We start from the raw sequence: 20,831 nt of genomic DNA, 5'->3' as shown, positions 1-20,831 counted from the left end.
CCCAAAAAGGAAAAATGTAAAATATGATATAAGTACATCAAAAGCAATAATGCTATTATAAGTGCATCAAAGGTGATGATGCTATTATAAGTGCATCAACAGGGATGATGCTATTGTAAATGCATCATCATTGAAAAAGTATATAATAAATGTTAAAATTAAAGAAATATTTATGAAATTATGAGGTAATAAGCATGTACTTTGCAATTATAGGTGATATAGTTGAGTCAAAAAAGATATTAAATAGAAATGAAGCTCAAGAAAAATTAAATCATATATTAAAAGATATAAATATTGAATATGAAAGAAACATTGCTGCAAAATTTATTATTACATTAGGAGATGAATTTCAAGGCTTATTAAGTAATCCTATTCATTTATTTGATATTATTGATAAAATTAAGTTTAAAATGTATCCTATAAAAATTAGATTTGGAGTTGGGATTGGTAATATTGATACTAATATAAATAAAGAGATGGCATTAGGGGCTGACGGTCCAGCATATCATTATGCTAGAAAAATGATAGAGGAGATTAAAATATTAAATAAAACAAACAGTAAATCACAATATAATACAGATATAGGGGTTAGTTCGATTTATAAAACGGACATAGTTAGTTTAATTAATAATAATTTATGTTTATGTTACTTTATAGAAGAGAAGTGGACAGATAAGCAAAGAGAACTTATTGAAAAAATAATGTTTTCAAATAGGACTCAAAGGGAAATTGCTAATGAATTAAATTTAGTTCAATCAAGCGTACAAAGGAGATTAAAAAGCTCAGGATATTATAATTATATTTATGTAAAACATAGTTTAAATAGAGTGTTGATGGAAGTGTGGGGAGAATATAAATATGCAGATTAAATTTATTGTACTGTGCTTGATAGCACATGTAGTTGGAGATTATTATTTGCAAGATGATGAAATGTCAGAGTTAAAGAAAGAAAAAATAGGTGGCGTATTTAAACATTCAGTATTCTATAGCATTCCATTTATTTTAATTTTACTTTTGTTTAAAAAAAGTTATAAGATAACAGGATTAATACTATTATTATGTTTAGCTCATTTATTGATCGACATAGTAAAATATTATTCATATAAGGGGTATTTAAAAATATTTCATACTGCATGTAAAAAGAATAAAGTAAAGAAGTATATTAAACCATGGATGATATATATATTTGATCAAGTGGTACATATAATTTTACTTATAGCCGTAATAGTTTGTTTTAGGGAGAATTTATATTATCCAATAGATACATTGTATATTGGATATAGTATATTGGGTATCGATGGATTAATGGTCTTAAAATGGGCATTGATGGTGTTATGTATGCATAAGCCGGCAAATATAACTTTTAAAATAATATTTTCAGGATGTAAGCCTAAAGGAAACTTAGTTACTAGTAGTAATAATTCGGTAGTTAACAATAGCATCAATAGTAGCGTTGCTAATAATGGTAGTAATAATGGTGCAATTATAGGTTTTTTAGAGCGTATAATAATTGCTATGTTTTTATATAGTAATCAATACTCGGCTATAGGATTCATTTTAACAGCAAAGTCAATTGCTAGATATAATAAGATTTCTGAGGATGCAGAATTTGGTGAGTATTATTTAATTGGAACATTATTTAGTACTTTATTTGTTATAGTTATTTATAACTTTATTTTTTAATCAGTTAATAAGATATTTTAATATATTAACTTGAATTATTCACTGAAATTATTTTTATAAGGACAACTACTGCATAGTTTAAATGGTGATATCAAGCTATGCCTGGTTTTTTATTTTTATATGAATAATTTAGGGTAAAGTATATTTACAATATAAAATTATGAGAATATGATAAAATAGAATTTAACATAAGGCATCTTCAAAAAATAAATAAGTCAGAATGCTCGTCTATTTTGTGTTATACTGCGTCAACAGAACCCTTAGATAGTGCTACTATCTGCGGAACCTGTTTCCTTGTCTAACGCAAAATATACTTCCCATCTTTGACTTATTATTTATTTTCAGATACCTTAAATATATAATAAAACTTTGAGGTGAAAAATGAAAATAAGAGTACCAAAATATCTTAATAAATTTAAATGTATAGCAGATAAGTGTGAGGACACATGTTGCGCTGGTTGGGAAATTGTTATTGATGAAGAAACTTATGATTACTATGAAAATCTTAGTGGTAGCTTTGGAGAAAGACTAAGAAGTGAGATAATTAATGATGGAGAAGACAATATATTTGTATTGAAAAATGGAAACTGTGCCTTTCTAAATGAAAACAAATTATGTGATATATATAATGAACTTGGAGAAGATGGTCTTTGCTATACTTGCAAGAAGTATCCTAGGTATATGGAAGAGTTCGGGAACTTACGAGAAATAGGTATATCACTTTCCTGTCCAGAGGCAGCAAGGATAATGCTAGGTGATTCTAATAAGATGGAGTTTGAGTTAAATGAAAATGATGAGTTTATAACTTCTTATAACGATATTGATGCCATGCTATTTATCGACCTTATGCAGTGTAGAAATATAATTTTTAATATACTTCAGAATGGTAATATTGATTTAAATATAAGGGCTGCTATAATTCTTGACTTTGCAAAGGAAGTTCAAGATAAGATAGATGAGGATGACCTAACTAGTTTAAAGACCATTAAAGAAAGATATATGGATAAAAATTTTATAAACAAGACTAGTGATGATCTTAATAAAACTATTAGAGATAAAGAGCAATGGTATACTGATATAGAAGAGTATTTTTATGTATTTAAAGGCTTAAAGCATATAAATAACAATGATCCCTTAGGCTTAGATAAGGTGTTATATTATATTAAGAGTAGTGCTGAGAATAAAGATATTTATCTAGATAAATATAAGGAATTTAAAAAGTTTTATAAAGATAATATGTATAAGTTTGAAAATATATTAGTTTACTTTGTGTTTAGATACTTTATGAAGTCTGTCTTTGATTATGATGTGGCTGCTAAAGTGAAGACTGCTGTGGTGAGTTACTTAATAATTAAGCAGTTATGTGTAGTAAGGTGGATAGAAAGTGGAGATCTTAGTGATGAGGATATAGTAGATATAAGTCATACATATTCTAAAGACATTGAACATTTAGAGGAAAATATAGATACCCTAGCAGACATTTTTAAAATGAATCCTGTATTTAAAGAAGATAGAATTATAAATATATTAATAAATTTTAAAGGTGTTTGATGAAACCTATGAAAAAATAAAAATCATTGACGAGCCTACAAATCACTTATATGTAGAAGAAAAGGATGAATTAGAGATTACTTCCTAAAACACAAATTCTAACATGATATTATGGTGCATGAATTGCAAGGTTTTTCCTAATTTATAATGATATATTTATCTTGAAGGGAGAGATGTTTATGGATTGGCTAGACAGTATGAACAGGGCTATGGACTATATCGAAGTACACCTTACAGATAAAATTGAATATGAACAATTAGCGAAAATAGTTTGTTGTTCTGTATATCACTTTCAGAGAATGTTTTCCTTTATGAGTGGTGTATCACTTTCAGAATATATTCGTCGTAGAAGATTAACTTTGGCTGCCATTGAGTTACAAAATAGTAACACGAAAATCATAGATATTGCTATGAAATACGGATACGAATCGCCAGAGGCATTTTCAAGGGCATTTAAAGGTATGCATGGTGTTGCACCTAAAGCGACTCGCAATATGGGAATAATGCTCAAAGCCTATCCACGAATGACTTTCTATCTATCTATTAAAGGAGGTATAGAGATGAATTATCGTATTGAACAAAAGGAAAGCTTTGAGGTATTTGGTGTTGTGGGGAATATTCAGGCAGATAGCCAGGAAAAAGCCTTTATGGAGGTACCAAAATTTTGCATGGAATGCGATGAGAACGGTTCGGTTGATCGTATGAATGCTCTTTTAGGAAGGAGCTATGATTCAATGTTACATGCGGCTTTATTTGATTACACAGAGAATTCTTTCAAGTACATGATCTGCCAACATGTAACAGATAATGTGGTTATTCCTAAGGAATATGAAAGATTGTTTGTTCCAGCATTAACGTGGGCTATTTTCCCAGCTGACGACTGCGATATTCCTAGTATATGGAGGCGAATTTATACTGAATGGTTTCCAACATCAGGTTTTGTGCAAGTGGAAGGGCCCCAATTTGAGATGTATTATGGTAAAGCTCATAACGCAACAGGTGAAGTTTGGATTCCAGTGAAGAAAGCTAACTAGAGACTATATTAAAAGACTTTGCTTAATGCAAACTGGCAGAACCTTCTGTTGCAATAGTATTTTATTATTGATATAATGAATCAAGTAAAGTTTATTATAAACTTTTTTGATTGTTATAATTGTGGGTTAATTTTATTTTAAAGTAAAGAAAACTAATTCATTCATATCTTGAATATTTTTAAAATAGGAGAGATTGTATATGAAAGAATTTAGTATCAACACAAAGGTCTATTTTGGACAAGGCTCTTTAGAAAAACTAAATGAAATCAAGAATAAAAGAGTGCTAATTGTATGTGATAAATTCATGGAAACATCAGGTATGGCTGAGAAAGTAAAGCAAAAGCTTGTTGATTGTCAAGTAGCTGTATTTAGTGATATTGTACCTGATCCATCTGTAGAAGTTATTGCTGAAGGCATTCAGAAATTACAAAATTGTGATGCTCAGGTTATGATAGCTCTTGGTGGAGGTTCATCAATTGATGGAGCTAAAGCTATGAGAGAATATGCAAAAAAAATTACTGGTGGAGTTTCTTCTATAGAAGAATTCTATGCTATACCTACTACAAGTGGTACAGGGTCTGAAGTAACTGAATATGCAGTAATCACAAATAAACAAGAAGGATTAAAGTATGCTCTTGCAGATAAATCCCTTCTTCCAACAGTTGCAATTCTTGATCCAGAACTAGTAAAATCTGTACCTAAGGCTATAACTGCTGATACAGGAATGGATGTTATTACACATGCTTTAGAGGCTTATGTTTCAAAGAATGCTACTGATTTTTCAGATGCTCTTGCAGAGAAAGCACTTACTTTAGCTTTTAGATTTTTACCACTAGCTTATGCTGATGGAAATGATGTAGTGGCAAGAGAAAAACTGCACAATGCATCATGTCTTGCAGGAATGGCGTTTAATGCTGCTGGATTAGGAATTACTCATAGTTTAGCTCATGCTGTAGGTGGGAAATTACATATTTCTCATGGAAGAAGTAATGCAATGATACTTCCTTATGTAATAGAATATAATGCCAATTTAAATAAGGGTGCTTTCAATGTAGAATATGACATAGCATCTAAAAAGTATCAAAGAGTTGCCAAATTATTGAAGTTGCATGCGCCAAATGTAAATATTGGTGTTAATAATTTAATTAAGAGTATTGTAGAACTTCAAAAGACTTTGATGATTCCAACAACATTAAAAGAACAAGGTGCTGATATGGAGCTAGCTGAAGCATCAAAAGAAGAAATCATTAAAGCAGCTCTTAATGACATATGTACAACGGCAAATCCTAAAGAAGTAACAGGAGAAGATTTATCAAAAATTTTAGAAAAAGTTTTTGGATAAAATTTTGTATTTTATACCACTCATTAATGGGTGGTTTTTTTATTGGTTTTGCTAAACTCCTTAAATTTAGGCTGGAATGTTATATATTCAACTTGATGTAATAAATTTCCTCTTTACAGTTTGACTATAATATGTAATATTATTTATACGAATAATATATTTTTTCTTTAATTTCACATGGTAAAATATTCATTTTAAGGTTAAATATTATTCTTCAATTATTTTTGAATATTATCAAGCTCTGTTTATTCAAAATCACATAATTAAGTATTTATAATTCTCATCATAATCATAATAATATCCATTTATTTATACAAAAAGTTTGATATAACAACTAGCTAAAATTTCATTAGGATTTTTATTATATATAAGTTTATGATAAACATTTTGAAAATTGCAAAGAGTTCGTGGCTCTTAGAATAAATTTAAAATGTTTATAAATATTACATAAGGTGAAGTTATTTTTTAATGCTTATAAGGACTCCTCCTTATATTCTTTACATTTAGTGGGGGAAATTCTTTTTAATAAAGTTTTAAAATCTTTGGAATAAAATGATTTAGATTTTAAAAACGGCTAAAAATATTATAAAAGAGGTGAACTTAGTATGGGAGAAGAATTATATTCCATAGGAAAAGTGGAAGAGATATGTAAAATAACAAAAAAAGCACTGAGATATTATGATAAAATGGGCATATTATCACCTGATAAAGTAGCTGATGAAAGTGGCTATAGATATTACAGCAAGAAAAATTTACTATCTGTACCAGTAATAAAATATTATAAGCAAAGTGGATTTAAGCTAGAAGAAATGAGAGCTTTTTTACAAGGAACAACCTATGATTTTTTTGATAAAAGTTTTAGAACAAAAATTGATGAATTAAGAGAACTTGAGAAGGAAATAAATTTAAAGATAAGATCTGTAAGAGATTGGCATGCACTTATAGTTGAGGCACAGATGGTAATTGAAAATAATGTTTGTGATGTCTCTATAAAATATATAGATGAACGCAATTTAATCTTCTTAAATCAAAATTTTAATTATGATTATATGGAATGTATAATTAACATAGAGTTTAACAATTATATTGATAGTATAAATAATGCAATAACAGGTCCTGTAATTATATGTTTTCCATCTTTTGAGGATAAGATTAATGGAAAATGTAGTAAGATGAAAATAATGCAAGAGACTATTTTAAAGTGTAAGGACGAAGAAAGTATTGAATTTGGTGGATGGTTAGCAGCTTCTTGCTATCATATAGGTACTCATGAAACAATTAATGAAACATATAAAAAAATAAAAGAATGGGCTAAGGAACATGATTACATATGTTCTGAAGAATCTTATGAAAGATATGTAACAGATTATTGGACAACTAAAAACACTGACAAGTTTGTAACGGAAATTTTGATTAAAATTAGAAGAAAGAGATAGATTCATTAAACTGAAAATACTGAAAACGTTGACCGTAGGGTAAGGGATAAAATGTCGATAAAACTCGGTTTGTAAAAAAATACAAATATATCTTTTGAAAAAAATACATATATTTCTTTTATAAAATAAAATTTCTACTCCATGATATTGACGGAAACTAGTATTTAGCACTTAAAACAACTGGCACAACTAACTTACAATTATTTATTAAGTTAGTTGTGTTAATTTTTTTTGAATTTTGATGACAAATACATGTTGACTTTACCCCATAGGGAAAGGCATATAATTTAATTGTTAATAAAATAACCACAAGATATCAAATGAAAAGTTATTCAATAGTTTTAAAATGAAATATCCCAAATTATAACAATCACAAAACGTACTCATTGTAAATTTTTATTTAGTAATATAAATTTAAAAGTTATTATCAAATAAGTGGAGGGGATTTATTTTATGAAGGAAGTTTCGAAAACGGTAAGTTTAGAAGCCATTACTGCAAAAAACAAATTATCATCTGATTTCCTTAAAAAAGGTATTTCAATTGCTCTTTTTTCAGGTCTTATGTATGGATTTTATTCAGCATTTTTAACATTGGGAATGACTAAAGGAGTATGGGGTGACTGGTATGGTGCTAATACAGCAGGTTTATCAGCAGTAGTTATTACATATGTGCTTGGTGCCCTTGGTAGTGCCGTAAACGATACATGTAGTGCTGTTTGGGCAGTAATTTATGCAACTGTTAAAGGTAAACTTGGAGATTTCTTCAGATGTCTTAAAACCAAACCAGGTGCTGTAATGATATTGGCAGCTCTTATCGGAGGACCAATTTCAAGTACAGCTTTTGTTGTGGCTTTACAAATGGCGGGTTCAATTGTTATTCCAATTACAGCTCTTTGTCCAGCTATCGGTGCTATTTTAGGAAGAATATTATTCAAACAAAAACTAGACAAACGTATGATGCTTGGTATTGCCATCTGTGTTGTATCTAGCTTTATGATTGGAAGTACTAGTATTGGTGGAGATGCTCCAGCTGGAATGTTCCTTGGAATTTGTATTGCATTTATTGCAGCTCTTGGATGGGGATTTGAAGGTTGCGTAGCTGGATATGGTACATCTATGATTGACTCAGAGATTGGTATTACAATTCGTCAAGCTACATCTGGGCTTTCAAACTTAATAATATTAGTACCTTTATTTGGAATGATATTTGGAGATGGGATTAAATTTTCAACTAATTTAGTTAGTCAAGCATTTACAAGTGGTCCTGCAATGATATGGTTTGCACTAAGTGGTCTTTGTGCTTTTGTTTCATACATGAGTTGGTATAACGGTAATAGTATGTGTGGTGCTGCTCTTGGTATGGCTTGTAATGGTACATATTCCTTCTGGGGTCCATTCTGCTGTTGGATAATTCTTGGAGTGATAGGCGGTATGGACGGATGGGCATTACCTCCAATCGTATGGATTTCTGCGGTATTAATGATGTTCGGTATCCTTGTAATAGCTATGAATCCAATGGATTTGTTTAAAAAGAAGGAGGTATAAGATAATGAAGCCGCTTAATTATGCAATATTAAAATATTTTACAAAAATTAATGAAGCTTGCGCTGATGATGTTATAAATGCTCTAAAAGGTGAGTATGGCAACTTTAAAGCTTTGAAAAAGAAAGCTGTAATTACGGCGTTAATGACAGCGGAGGCAAATGGTCTCATTGAAGAAACAAGATTTGAATTAGATAAAAATGGTGAGTTAAGAGTTTATTATAGAGCCCACGAAGATGGTGCTGCTACAATCAACAAATATATAAAAGACTAAGAAAAATTTTTGAATTAATTAATTAAAAGGCTCATTGCTATAATTTATGTTTCATAGGGATGAGCCATAATTATTTATTAATATACAAAAGATATGGTTAATTGAAAGGAGTTTTATTTTATGAAGGAAGTTTCAAAAGCAGTAAGCCCACAAGCTATGGCTGCAAAGAAGAAATTATCAAGTGATTTCTTCAAAAAGGGTATATCTCTAGCTTTATTTTCAGGACTTACCTATGGGTTATATACAGCATTCCTGACTATGGGTATGACAAAAGGAGTATGGGGTGACTGGTATGGCATTAATTCAGCAGGTTTATCAGCATTTGTTATAGCATACTTACTTGCTGCACTTGGTAATGCAATAAATGATACATGTAGTGCAGTTTGGGCGATTTCATTTGCATTAGTAAAAGGTAAATTTAAAGACTTTGTAAGATGCATTAACACTACTCCGGGACGAATTATGATATTAGCAGCTCTTATTGGAGGACCTATAGCTGGTACTGCTTATGTTATAGCTCTTCAAATGGCTGGACCAATAGTTGTTCCAATATCAGCTCTTTGCCCTGCTATTGCTGCTATATTAGGTAAAATTTTATATAAGCAGGAATTAAATAAACGTATGGCATTAGGTATTGCAGTATGTGTATTTGCTAGTTTCTTAATTGGTAGTACAGGCTTTAGCGGTGGAGCTTCAGCAAGTACTTTAATTGGTATTTTAATAGCTATTATTGCAGCTCTTGCATGGGGATTTGAAGGTTGTGTAGCTGGATATGGTACATCAATGATCGATCCTGAAATTGGTATTTGTATTCGTCAAGTTACATCAGGTATAGCAAATTTATTCATCCTAGTTCCTGTTTTTGGAATTATGGCTGGTGGAATGAACATTTCTGTTGACCTTGCTATACAAGCATTCACAAGTGGTCCGGCAATGATTTGGTTTGCATTAAGTGGTCTTTTATCATTTATCACATTTATGACATGGTATGCGGGAAACAGTATGTGTGGAGCAGGACTTGGAACTGCATGTAACGGTACATATTCATTCTTTGGACCATTATTCTGCTTATTGTTATTAGGAGTATATGGTGGAATGGATGGATGGTCATTACCTTCAGTTGCTTGGATTGGAGCTGTAATAATGATGTTTGGTATCCTTACAATATCTATGAATCCACTTGATTTATTAAGAGGAAAAAAAGAGGGGGATAAAATAGATGAAGCCGCTTAATTATGCAATATTAAAATATTTCACTAAAGTAGAAGAAGCTTGCGCAGATGACGTTATAGAAGCGTTAAAGGGACAATATGGAAGTTTTAAAGCTTTAAAAAAGAACGCTGTAATTACTGCGTTAATGACAGCAGAAGCAAATGGTCTTATTGAGGAAACAAGATTTGAATTAGATAAAAACAACCAATTAAAGGTTTATTATCATGCCCATGAAGATGGTGCAGCAACAATTAACAAATACATAAGAGATTAATTTTTAACATTACCCATAGGGTAATGCTTATAAGGAAAAATCTCTTATGAATTTAGTAAAATAGTTATTCTTATTAAACATTAAGAAAAGACTTTACTCTTAACAGCATAATTTCTTGTAAAAATATTTAAGAATTTTAATGCAAGAAATATATTGACTTTCCCCCAAAGGGTAAGGGATATAATCAATATATAAGAACAAACAAAAGATGCATGCAAACATAAATATAATATATAGAAGTTATGTAGTTAAGCTAAAGTATATTGAGCTAAAAATAGGAAGGAGGAATTAGTAATGAGATATTATGGAGATGAGGCTTTAGGCCTTGTAGAAACAATAGGATTGGTTCCTGCACTTGAGGCTGCAGACAAAATGCTTAAGGCAGCTAATGTTGAATTGATTTCATATGAAAATGTTGGTTCAACACTTGTAACTATTATGGTAAAAGGTGATGTTGGTGCAGTAAGATCTGCTGTAGAAGCAGGTGCTGAAGCAGCGGCAGCAATTGGTAAATTAACAGCACACAATGTTATGCCACGTCCTATTAAAGAAGTTGGAGATATCGTTTCAGTACACGATATCGACGCATAAAGCATAGAAAGGAAATGATTTACATATGTCAAGATATGAAGCTTTAGGATTAATCGAAACTTTTGGTCTGGTTTTTGCTTTAGAAGCAGCAGACGCTATGTGCAAAGCAGCAGATGTAGAACTAATAGGATATGAAAACGTTGCGTCAGGTTATATATCTGTTTTAGTTCGTGGTGATGTTGGTGCTTGCAAAACAGCAGTAGATGCTGGTGTTGCAGCAGTTGAAGGAATGGAAGGTGGAAGCCTTTATAGTTCAATAGTTATTCCAAGACCACACCAAGATCTAGAAAAAATAATAAAACGTTATGCAATTACAAATCTTGTAACAGAATAATAAATAGAAAAATTTTTTATAAGAAAAAGGAGAGAGAAAAATGAATATTATTGATAATGATTTACTCTCCATGCAGGAAGCGAGAATTCTTGTTGAAAATGCTCGTGAGGCACAAAGAAAATTAGCAGCTTTCCCACAAGAAAAACTTGATGAGATAGTTGAACGTATGACCGAAGAGATTGAAAAACATTTAAAAGAACTTGCAAAAATGTCTAATGAGGAAACTGAATATGGAAAGTGGGAAGATAAACATATTAAAAATCACTTTGTATGTAAGTATCTGAAAAACAGACTTAAAGGTATGAATTGTGTAGGTATCATTAGTGAAGATAAAATGAACAAGACAAAGGATATAGGAGTACCAATGGGGGTTATTATAGCCTTTTCTCCATCAATGAGTCCTGTTTCTACAACCATATATAAGGCGTTAATTGCAATTAAGTCAGGAAATGCAATCATATTTTCACCTCATCCAAGAGCTAAAAATACAATTTCTAAAACAATTGACATTTTAATTAGAGCTGGAGAAGGGGTAGGGCTTCCGGAAGGTGCACTTGCATATTTGCATACAGTGACTTCAAGTGGTTCATTAGAACTTATGAATCATAAAGATACTTCACTAATAATGAATACAGGGGTTCCAGAAATGCTTGATGCAGCTTATAAGTCCGGCAAACCAGTAATTTATGGTGGCAATGGAAATGGTCCAGCATTTATAGAACGTACTGCTGATATTGAGCAGGCTGCTAAAGATATTATTGATAGTAAGAACTTCGATTATGGAGTTGTATCTGCTGCTGAACAATCAATTGTTGTAGATAGCTGTATAGTAGCTGAAGTAAAACAAGAACTTATTAAAAATGGTGGATACTTTATGACAGAAGAAGAAGCTGAAAAATTGGCATCAATCTTTTATTACAAAGACGGAAGTCCTGACATGGATATGATCGGGAGATCGCCACAATTTTTAGCAAAAAAGGCTGGATTCAGTGTTCCTGAAAATATAAGAGTTCTTATTTCTCAGCAAAAATTTGTATCTCAAAAAAATCCTTATTCAAGAGAAAAGCTTTGTCCTGTTTTAGCTTTTTATATAGAAGATGACTGGATGCATGCTTGTGAAAAGTGTATAGAATTATTACTTAGTGAGAGACATGGACATACACTTATTATACATTCAAAGGATGAAGAGGTTATTCGTCAATTTGCATTAAAAAAACCTGTTGGAAGAGTACTTGTTAACACTCCAGGAACTTTTGGAAGTATGGGAGCAACCACAAACTTGTTTCCATCAATGACTCTAGGCAGTGGATCTGCAGGGCATGGAATGACTTCAGATAATGTATCACCTATGAACCTAATATATGTACGTAAAGTTGGATATGGGGTTCGTAAGGCAGATGAAATTGTTGGCATGATGGACAATACAGAGGATTCCAACTATGAAGTTTTAAAAGATAAATTAAATGTAAATGAAATTGATAGTGTTAAGCTATTAGAGAGTATTTTGAAAAAAGTTTTAAATGACTTAAAATAATAGGTCATACGAAATGTATGAAATATATTAAAGAATGTGAGGGAATAAATTGGATATTCGTGAATTTTCAAATAAATTTATGGAAGCTACTCAAAACATGTCTGATGAAGAACGTGCTAGTTTAATGAAGATGTTTTCTAGTGTTTCCAAAGAAATAACAAAGGAAGAATCAACTACTAGCTGTGTTGTGTGTGACAATAATGGTGAAATTCCAGATGGAATAACAGAGCGTTTAGTTAAGTTAAAGGAAAAATACTTAACTCATGTACCAACAATCACTACTCACAAAGCAAGAGTTATTACTCAAATAGCAAAAGAAAACCCTGGTATACCTAAGGCAATTTTACGTGGTAAGTCTTTCAAGCGTTGCTGTGAAACTGCACCATTAGTAATTCAAGATAATGAGCTTATCGTTGGTGCACCAAATGGACAACCACGTGCTGGATCTTTCTCTCCTGATATATCTTGGAGATGGATGAGAGATGAACTTGATACAATAGGAACTCGTGCTCAAGACCCATTCTACGTATCAGAAGAAGATAAGAAGATCATGCGTGAAGAATTATTCCCATTCTGGGAAGGTAAATCAATTGATGAATACTGTGAGAGTCAATACAGAGAAGCTGGAGTATGGGAACTTTCTGGAGAATCTTTCGTATCAGATTGTTCATACCATGCATTAAACGGAGGAGGAGACTCTAACCCAGGATATGACGTTATCTTAATGAAAAAAGGTATGCTTGACATAGTAAAGGAATGTAATGAGAAATTAGCTGACCTTAGCTATGAAAGACCAGAAGATATGGAGAAAATATATTTCTACAAATCTCTAATCGATACTGCAGAGGGTGTTATGATATACGCTAAACGTATGTCAGATTATGCTGCAGAATTAGCTGCAAAAGAAACTAATCCTACTCGTAAAGCTGAATTATTAAAAATTTCAGAAGTAAATGCTAGAGTGCCAGCTCATAAACCAAGCACTTACTGGGAAGCAATTCAATCAGTTTGGACTATAGAATCATTACTTGTAGTTGAAGAGAACCAAACAGGTATGTCTATAGGACGTGTTGACCAATATATGTATCCATTCTACAAAGCTGATATTGAAGCTGGACGTATGACTGATTTTGAAGCATTTGAGTTATCTGGTTGTATGCTTATAAAAATGTCTGAGATGATGTGGCTTACAAGTGAAGGAGCTTCTAAATTCTTCGCAGGTTACCAACCATTCGTTAACATGTGTTTAGGTGGAGTTACTAGAGAAGGAAGAGATGCTACAAACGAATTAACATACCTTCTAATGGATGCAGTTCGTCATGTTAAGATATATCAACCAACATTAGCTTGTCGTATACACAAAGCATCACCTCAAAAATATCTTAAAAAGATAGTTGATGTTATCCGTGCAGGTATGGGATTCCCAGCATGTCACTTTGATGATGTTCATATAAAAATGATGTTAGCTAAGGGAGTTTCTATAGAAGATGCAAGAGATTATTGCTTAATGGGATGTGTTGAGCCACAGAAGTCAGGAAGATTATATCAATGGACTTCTACAGGATATACTCAATGGCCTATATGTATAGAACTTACTCTTAACCATGGTGTACCACTATGGTATGGTAAGCAAGTATGCCCAGATATGGGAGATCTAAGCAACTTCAAAACTTACGAGCAATTTGAAGCAGCTGTTAAAGAGCAAATTAAATTCATTACTAAATGGACAAGTGTTGCTACAGTAATTTCTCAACGTGTTCACAGAGACCTTGCACCAAAACCACTTATGTCTATGATGTATGAAGGATGTATGGAAAATGGTAGAGGAGTAGAAGCAGGCGGAGCTATGTATAACTTCGGACCAGGAGTAGTATGGAGTGGTCTTGCTACTTATGCAGACTCTATGGCAGCTATAAAGAAATTAGTATTTGAAGATAAAAAATATACGCTACAAGAAATGAATGAAGCTTTAAAAGCGGATTTCGTTGGATATGAACAACTTAAAAAAGATTGTTTAGAAGCACCTAAGTATGGTAACGATGATGATTATGCAGACTTAATTGCTGCAGATTTAATTAACTTTACTGAGCAAGAACATCGTAAGTATAAGACATTATATTCAGTTCTTAGCCATGGTACTTTATCAATCTCAAACAACACTCCATTTGGACAACTTACAGGAGCTACATCAAATGGACGTAGAGCATGGATGCCTTTATCAGATGGTATAAGTCCAACTCAAGGAGCTGACTTTAAAGGGCCTACTGCTATAATTAAATCTGTTTCTAAAATGTCTTGCGAGGATATGAATATAGGTATGGTTCATAACTTCAAGTTAGTAGCTGGTCTTCTTGATACACCTGAAGGTGAAAATGGAATCATTACATTACTTCGTAGTGCATGTGCCCTTCAGCTTGGAGAAATGCAGTTCAACTATTTAGATAACAAAACATTACTTGAAGCACAAAAACACCCAGAGCAATACCGTGATTTAATTGTTCGTGTTGCTGGATATAGTGCATTCTTTGTTGAGTTATGCAAAGATGTTCAAGATGAAATTATCAGCAGAACTGTGCTTACACACTTTTAATTAAAAAATTGTATAAAATCTGTAATCTGCAGCAGTGTTCTGTAGATTACAGATTATAAATAAGATATATATTAAAAATCAAGGTAATGAAACTGGAGAATGAAAAATATGAGTAATGAAAACTTAGGTATAATCGAACGAAAAGCGACGATTTTTAATATACAGAAATATAACATGTATGATGGAGATGGAGTAAGAACTTTAATATTCTTTCAAGGTTGTCCTCTTCGTTGTAAATGGTGTGCAAATCCTGAAGGACTAGTTAAAAAGCATAGAGTTATGTTTAAAAGTAATTCATGTGTTAATTGTGGGGCTTGCGTTTCTGTTTGTCCTGTTGGAATACATACCATATCTAATGAAACTTTAAAGCACGAAGTTAATCGTGATATTGATTGTATCGGATGTGGTAAGTGCAAAGAAGCTTGTCTTAAATCTGCTTTAACAATAGTTGGAGAAGTAAAAACTATTTCGGAACTTTTGGAGATTGTAGAGGAAGATAGAACTTTTTATGAAGTTTCTGGTGGTGGTGTTACATTAGGCGGTGGTGAAGTTTTAATGCAGCCTGAAGCAGCTTGCAGTTTGTTAATGGCATGTAAGCAATCAGGAATAAATACTGCAATTGAAACTTGTGGTTATGCAAAACTTGAATCAGTACTTAAGGTTGCGGAGTTTACAGATTTATTCCTATTTGATGTTAAACATATTAATTCTGATAGACACTTTCAGTTAACAGGTGTGAGGAATGAACAGATTTTAGAAAATCTGCAAGAACTACTTCGCCGCAAATATAATGTAAAGATTCGTATGCCTTTACTTAAAGGTATAAATGATTCTCAAGATGAAATTGAAAAGACTATGGAGTTTTTAACACCATACAAAGATTATAAAAATTTTAAAGGGATTGACTTACTTCCATATCATAAGATGGGGGTAAATAAATACAATCAATTAGGAATGGAATATCCTATAAAGGATGATCCAAGTTTAAAGAATGAAGATTTAGATAGAATAGAAGGATGGATTAAAAAGTACGATTTACCTGTAAAAGTAATCCGTCATTAAATAATTTTCAAATAGATAATAAGATGGAAGGTAAGGTTTATGGGAGATTTTCTTGATAGAAACATACAGCGTGTTATACAAGAGTCAGTGCCAGGAAAGCAGATTACAATAGCACATATCATTGCGTCACCTATGTCTGATATATATGAACGTCTTGGAATCGATGAAAAAGGAGCTATAGGGATTTTAACTCTTTCTCCATATGAAACTGCAATTATAGCTGCAGATATTGCTACAAAGTCTTCTAATGTTGAAATTGGGTTTCTTGATCGTTTTACAGGTTCTGTTGTAATAAATGGCGATGTTCAAAGTGTGGAAACAGCACTTGGAGCAGTAAACGATACGTTAAGAGATATGCTTGGATTTACTCCGGCACCCATTACAAGGACATGAGAAAAAAGCGCATAATGGTAATTGGACCTTCAAGATGTGGTAAAACCACATTAGTTAATGCCCTAAATAATTATGATGGTCCGCTAAAACGAACACCAGATTTAATTTATGGTAAAAACACTATTGATGTTCCAAGTGCTTATTTAGAAAATTCATGGATGTACAAGCATATAATAGCAGCAGCTCAAGATGCATCTCATGTGCTTATATTGGTTGATCAGTCTAATTGCAATGAAATATACTCCCATGGATTTGCAAAGTCTTTTAGATGCCCGGTGATTGGAGTTATTACAAAATGTGACTTGATACCTGAAAATGAAGAAAAATGTTTACGACAGTTGAAGAACATAGGAGTATCAAAGCCATATTTTAATATTAGTTTTCCAATGGGAACAGGAATTGATGCTTTGAAAAAGTATTTATTTGAAAAAGGTGAGGAGTAAAGGTCAATGATGAAATTTATTACCGAAGAGTATTTGAGAGATTTATATCGAAAAGAACCTTTTAATACCTACAAGTTACAACAAGGACAGCGCCTTACACCTGGAGCAGCTCAATATTTGTCTGATAAAAGAATAACAATGAATAATGATGATTCTAAAAAAGATAAAAATGTTTCTCAAGAAAATAAGACTGAAGCAGTAAAACCAGAGAGAAACACTAATTTATATTTGAAGAAACTTTGTTGTAAGTTGAAATCTATGGAGGCAGTATTTCTTGTTACTAGTAGTGAAATATTAAGAGAAGATATCATTTTAGCACAAAATGTTATGAATTTAGGTAGAAAAATATCAAACATCAGAAATGTTGTGGAAGGAAAAGGTGTTCTTGAGTCTATTTGCTGCAAAGAATGCACTGGAATTAATCCATTAAATTTCATGACTGACCTTGATGATTGTTTTGAAATAACAGAATTTCATATGCAGCTTGAAAAAAGCAATGCAATTTTAAAAATGAACGCACTACGTTGTGCTATGCGAGAATTACAATTTGATATAATTGATACCTACAAAAATGATGATGACGGTTTAAAAAATAGAATTATGGAGAACACTAATTCAATAATTAATTCGCTGTCTCAATTGATTTGTTCAGCAGTAGGAGGAAAAGAATGTCAAAGAAAAAATTAACTTTTGAATATTGTGATAAGATGGTTCAAGATTTTGAAGAGGTTATAGAAAAGCCAATCCTTAACGGTTCTTCTGTTTATTATACAGGTGTGGACTTAGGTACTGCTTGTGTAGTTTTGGCTGTTTTAGATGAAAACTATAAGCCGGTGGCTGGTGCATATAGGTATGCAGATGTGGTTCGTGATGGTATGGTTGTAGACTATATTGGTGCCATAAGAATTGTTAGAGAACTTAAGCAGGAAATAGAGGAAAAATTGAATACAGAGCTTCTTTATGCAGCTGCTGCAATTCCACCTGGAACAGATGCTTTAGATTCTGGAGCAATTAAAAACGTAGTTCAGTCAGCAGGATTTGAATTGACAAATCTGTTAGATGAACCTACTGCTGCCAATGCTGTACTTAAAATTCAAAATGGTGCAGTTGTTGATATCGGTGGTGGTACAACTGGAATATCAATTTTAAAAGATGGAAAGGTTGTTTATGTTGTTGATGAACCAACAGGAGGTACTCATTTCTCATTAGTTATTTCTGGTGCTTATGGAATGCCTTTTAAAGAGGCAGATAAGTTTAAAAGAAATAATGAAAATCACAAGGAAATTTTACCTGTGTTAAAGCCAGTAGTTGAAAAGGTGTCATCAATTATTAACCAGCATATTAAGAATCATGATGTGAATGAAATTTCTTTAGTTGGTGGTACTTGTTGCTTAACTGGAATTGAAGAAATTATTCAGAAACAGACTGGAGTTTATACTCACAAACCTAAGAATCCTATGTTTGTTACACCACTTGGAATAGCATTAAGTTGTACACAAGATATTATGGAATAATAAGGAGAGTGTTTTAAAGTGGATTTTAGAATTATAAAATCACCTTCCCAGAGCACTAAAGATATTCTTATAAGACGGATTGGTGGAAATTGTAAAACCAAATTAGACGGTGTTGATGCAATAGGACTTGTTCAAGGCAAACTTATCGATATGATATATGCTACAGATATTGCTGAGAAAAGTGCTGGTGTCACTGTTGAAGATATAAAGGGCACATGTCCCCAACACATGGTTTTAATTGGAATTTTTGGCGACACATCATCAGTTGAATCTGCAATAAATGAGATTAAACTGAAAATGAAAGAAGGAAAAACAATATGATAGTAGCAAGACTTATTGATAATGTATGGGCAACTAGAAAAGCTGAATCACTTAACGGACTTAAGTTTATGCTTGCTGAGGAAATTGGTGGAGTAGATGAAGGACGTAGATTTATTGTTGTTGATAATATCAGTGCAGGTATTGGTGATAGAGTTATCGTTAGTACTGGATCATCTGCTCGTAGAATGTTAGGCGATGATAATATACCTGTAGATGCAGTTGTTGTTGGAATAGTTGATAATGATTGTAACTTTGGTTAAACACAATCTTTCTTAAAAATAATCATAGGATTTTAGGTTTTTTATAGATACCAATATTATTTGAAAGGAAGTGAAAATATGAAAAAATTAATCTGTGCAAAAGATATTGAACAATTAATATTAAAGGGTGAAAAAGTATTTTATATAGATGGTAGTGAAATAATTACACCATCAGCTAAGGATCTTGCAAAGAACAATGAAATACTATTTACTACAGAAGCTCCTGCACCTAAGGTAGAGACTTTAGAAGCTAAAAAGGTTCCAAGCATAGAAGGTATGGATAGTGAAATGATGCTTAATTTCTTCAGAGCAATGATGGACAAGGGTCTTTTACAAGAAATGCTTGAATGCTTAAAACCAAAGAATCTTATATTTGAAGCTGAAAGTGATCCTAATGGACTTAAAGTTGTTAGAGGAAAAACAGTAAAAATGGACGTATTCGACACTGGAAATCCAAATGCAAAAGCTTATTTTCAAGAGTTAGTAAGCAAAGAAGAATCAAAAATGAGTGCTGGATTTTTAGTTATTGAAAATTCAAAATTTGATTGGGAATTAACTTATGAAGAGATTGACTATGTTATCGAGGGAACTTTAACAGTTGAAATCAATGGAAAAACATATACAGCTCATGCTGGAGATGTGCTATTTGTTCCATCTGGTTCTAAAGTAGTTTGGGGTTCTCCAGACAAAGCAAGGGTATTCTACACAACATATCCAGCTAACTGGGCAGATCTTTTATAAATTAGGGGGATTGACCTATGCAAGCACTTGGTTTAATAGAAACAAAAGGATTACTTGCATCTATTGAGGCAGCTGACACAATGGTGAAATCCGCAGATGTAAGTATTATTGAAAAGACCTATGTAGGTGGCGGTCTTGTTACAATTGCAGTTACAGGTGATGTAGGTGCAGTAAAAGCAGCTATAGAAGCTGGAGTAGCAGCTGTTAAAAATCTTAATGAAGAAGCTTTAGTATCAGAGCATGTAATTCCACGTCCTCATGAGGAGTTGGAAAGCATAATTGGATCTAAATCTTCAGTGGAAACTCAAGAGGCTTTAGTATCTGATGAAAAAGTTGAAGAACCTGAAGAGATTCAAGAGACTCAGCAGATCCAAGATGCAGAAGACTTAGAAGTTGTAGAAGAAATTCAAGAAACTGAAGAAGTTGAAGAAATTCAAAATAGTGATGCTTTAGACAATGATTTAGATAAACTTCATAAAGGAAGTTTAGAGAATCTACATAAACATGATGTAGATAATTTAGTTATTAAAAATGGTATTGAAAAAACCGTTTTAATATTATCTAAGCTAAAGGTAGTTAAGCTTAGAAATCTAGCTCGTGAATATAAAGATTTTGGTATTACAGGTAGAGTGATTTCAAAAGCAGGTAAAAATCAATTACTTGCTAAATTCAAATTGTATTACGAGAAAAATTAGATATT

At 32.1% G+C, this 20,831-nt stretch carries 23 protein-coding genes; all 23 read left to right on the top strand.

From position 1 onward, the window contains the following. Positions 1–194: 194 nt before the first annotated feature. Positions 195–869, top strand: a complete 675-nt coding sequence (locus tag ACTNBA_RS13875; RefSeq protein WP_441074784.1) for a SatD family protein — start codon at positions 195–197, stop codon at positions 867–869. Beyond that, a complete protein-coding gene (locus tag ACTNBA_RS13870) occupies positions 859–1,683 on the top strand; it encodes a DUF3307 domain-containing protein (protein ID WP_441074782.1) in 825 nt (274 codons plus the stop codon). Before ACTNBA_RS13875 ends, ACTNBA_RS13870 begins: the two co-directional genes overlap by 11 nt. A gap of 381 nt (positions 1,684–2,064) precedes the next feature. Then, a complete protein-coding gene (gene fliB, locus ACTNBA_RS13865) occupies positions 2,065–3,234 on the top strand; it encodes a flagellin lysine-N-methylase (protein ID WP_441074780.1) in 1,170 nt (389 codons plus the stop codon). Between the two features lie 179 nt (positions 3,235–3,413). Then, the gene (locus ACTNBA_RS13860; RefSeq protein ID WP_441074778.1) at positions 3,414–4,268 is read left to right on the top strand and encodes an AraC family transcriptional regulator; all 855 of its coding nucleotides are present in this window, start codon (positions 3,414–3,416) and stop codon (positions 4,266–4,268) included. 199 nt (positions 4,269–4,467) lie between these two features. Continuing rightward, positions 4,468–5,610 carry a 1-propanol dehydrogenase PduQ gene (locus ACTNBA_RS13855; protein ID WP_035134840.1) on the top strand — a complete coding sequence of 381 codons (1,143 nt, stop codon included), beginning with the start codon at positions 4,468–4,470 and terminating at the stop codon, positions 5,608–5,610. Positions 5,611–6,215: 605 nt separating this feature from the next. After that, a complete protein-coding gene (locus ACTNBA_RS13850) occupies positions 6,216–7,046 on the top strand; it encodes a MerR family transcriptional regulator (protein ID WP_035134842.1) in 831 nt (276 codons plus the stop codon). Positions 7,047–7,499: 453 nt separating this feature from the next. Continuing rightward, positions 7,500–8,591: a DMT family transporter gene (locus ACTNBA_RS13845; protein WP_150843634.1), complete on the top strand. Its 1,092-nt coding sequence runs from the start codon at positions 7,500–7,502 to the stop codon at positions 8,589–8,591. Positions 8,592–8,595: 4 nt separating this feature from the next. Continuing rightward, complete coding sequence (locus ACTNBA_RS13840) at positions 8,596–8,862, top strand: hypothetical protein (protein ID WP_035134846.1); 267 nt, start codon at positions 8,596–8,598, stop codon at positions 8,860–8,862. Positions 8,863–8,982: 120 nt separating this feature from the next. Further along, positions 8,983–10,095: a membrane protein gene (locus ACTNBA_RS13835; protein WP_035134848.1), complete on the top strand. Its 1,113-nt coding sequence runs from the start codon at positions 8,983–8,985 to the stop codon at positions 10,093–10,095. Further along, positions 10,082–10,348 (top strand): hypothetical protein, encoded by a 267-nt coding sequence (locus ACTNBA_RS13830; protein ID WP_150843637.1) that lies wholly within the window; start codon positions 10,082–10,084, stop codon positions 10,346–10,348. The genes ACTNBA_RS13835 and ACTNBA_RS13830 overlap by 14 nt, the downstream gene beginning before the upstream one ends. A 294-nt stretch (positions 10,349–10,642) precedes the next feature. Next, a complete protein-coding gene (locus ACTNBA_RS13825; protein WP_035134852.1) occupies positions 10,643–10,939 on the top strand; it encodes a BMC domain-containing protein in 297 nt (98 codons plus the stop codon). A 25-nt stretch (positions 10,940–10,964) separates the two neighbouring features. Continuing rightward, a complete protein-coding gene (locus tag ACTNBA_RS13820; RefSeq protein WP_035134854.1) occupies positions 10,965–11,273 on the top strand; it encodes a BMC domain-containing protein in 309 nt (102 codons plus the stop codon). 40 nt (positions 11,274–11,313) lie between these two features. Beyond that, positions 11,314–12,807: an aldehyde dehydrogenase family protein gene (locus tag ACTNBA_RS13815; RefSeq protein WP_441074776.1), complete on the top strand. Its 1,494-nt coding sequence runs from the start codon at positions 11,314–11,316 to the stop codon at positions 12,805–12,807. 49 nt (positions 12,808–12,856) lie between these two features. Continuing rightward, on the top strand, positions 12,857–15,397 hold the full coding sequence (gene cutC, locus ACTNBA_RS13810; protein ID WP_441074774.1) for a choline trimethylamine-lyase: 2,541 nt from the start codon (positions 12,857–12,859) through the stop codon (positions 15,395–15,397). 108 nt (positions 15,398–15,505) lie between these two features. Continuing rightward, positions 15,506–16,459, top strand: a complete 954-nt coding sequence (cutD, locus tag ACTNBA_RS13805; protein ID WP_150843640.1) for a choline TMA-lyase-activating enzyme — start codon at positions 15,506–15,508, stop codon at positions 16,457–16,459. Between the two features lie 39 nt (positions 16,460–16,498). Next, positions 16,499–16,852 carry a BMC domain-containing protein gene (locus tag ACTNBA_RS13800; RefSeq protein ID WP_035134859.1) on the top strand — a complete coding sequence of 118 codons (354 nt, stop codon included), beginning with the start codon at positions 16,499–16,501 and terminating at the stop codon, positions 16,850–16,852. Continuing rightward, complete coding sequence (locus tag ACTNBA_RS13795) at positions 16,849–17,295, top strand: EutP/PduV family microcompartment system protein (protein WP_035134861.1); 447 nt, start codon at positions 16,849–16,851, stop codon at positions 17,293–17,295. The genes ACTNBA_RS13800 and ACTNBA_RS13795 overlap by 4 nt, the downstream gene beginning before the upstream one ends. A 6-nt stretch (positions 17,296–17,301) precedes the next feature. After that, positions 17,302–17,982: a cobalamin adenosyltransferase gene (locus ACTNBA_RS13790; protein ID WP_346873954.1), complete on the top strand. Its 681-nt coding sequence runs from the start codon at positions 17,302–17,304 to the stop codon at positions 17,980–17,982. After that, positions 17,964–18,809 (top strand): ethanolamine utilization protein EutJ, encoded by an 846-nt coding sequence (gene eutJ / locus ACTNBA_RS13785; protein WP_035134865.1) that lies wholly within the window; start codon positions 17,964–17,966, stop codon positions 18,807–18,809. The genes ACTNBA_RS13790 and eutJ overlap by 19 nt, the downstream gene beginning before the upstream one ends. An 18-nt stretch (positions 18,810–18,827) precedes the next feature. Beyond that, entirely contained in the window at positions 18,828–19,130 is a 303-nt protein-coding gene (locus ACTNBA_RS13780) for a BMC domain-containing protein (RefSeq protein WP_035134867.1), read from the top strand. Next, positions 19,127–19,390 carry a EutN/CcmL family microcompartment protein gene (locus ACTNBA_RS13775; RefSeq protein WP_035134869.1) on the top strand — a complete coding sequence of 88 codons (264 nt, stop codon included), beginning with the start codon at positions 19,127–19,129 and terminating at the stop codon, positions 19,388–19,390. Before ACTNBA_RS13780 ends, ACTNBA_RS13775 begins: the two co-directional genes overlap by 4 nt. Positions 19,391–19,468: 78 nt before the next feature. Then, positions 19,469–20,131 (top strand): EutQ-related cupin domain-containing protein, encoded by a 663-nt coding sequence (locus ACTNBA_RS13770; RefSeq protein WP_441074772.1) that lies wholly within the window; start codon positions 19,469–19,471, stop codon positions 20,129–20,131. A 17-nt stretch (positions 20,132–20,148) separates the two neighbouring features. Further along, complete coding sequence (locus tag ACTNBA_RS13765; RefSeq protein WP_441074770.1) at positions 20,149–20,826, top strand: BMC domain-containing protein; 678 nt, start codon at positions 20,149–20,151, stop codon at positions 20,824–20,826. Positions 20,827–20,831 lie beyond the last annotated feature (5 nt).

This window comes from Clostridium sulfidigenes (assembly GCF_052067195.1).
GTDB lineage: Bacteria > Bacillota > Clostridia > Clostridiales > Clostridiaceae > Clostridium_J > Clostridium_J sulfidigenes.
This window is presented reverse-complemented; position numbering and strand designations above follow the sequence as displayed.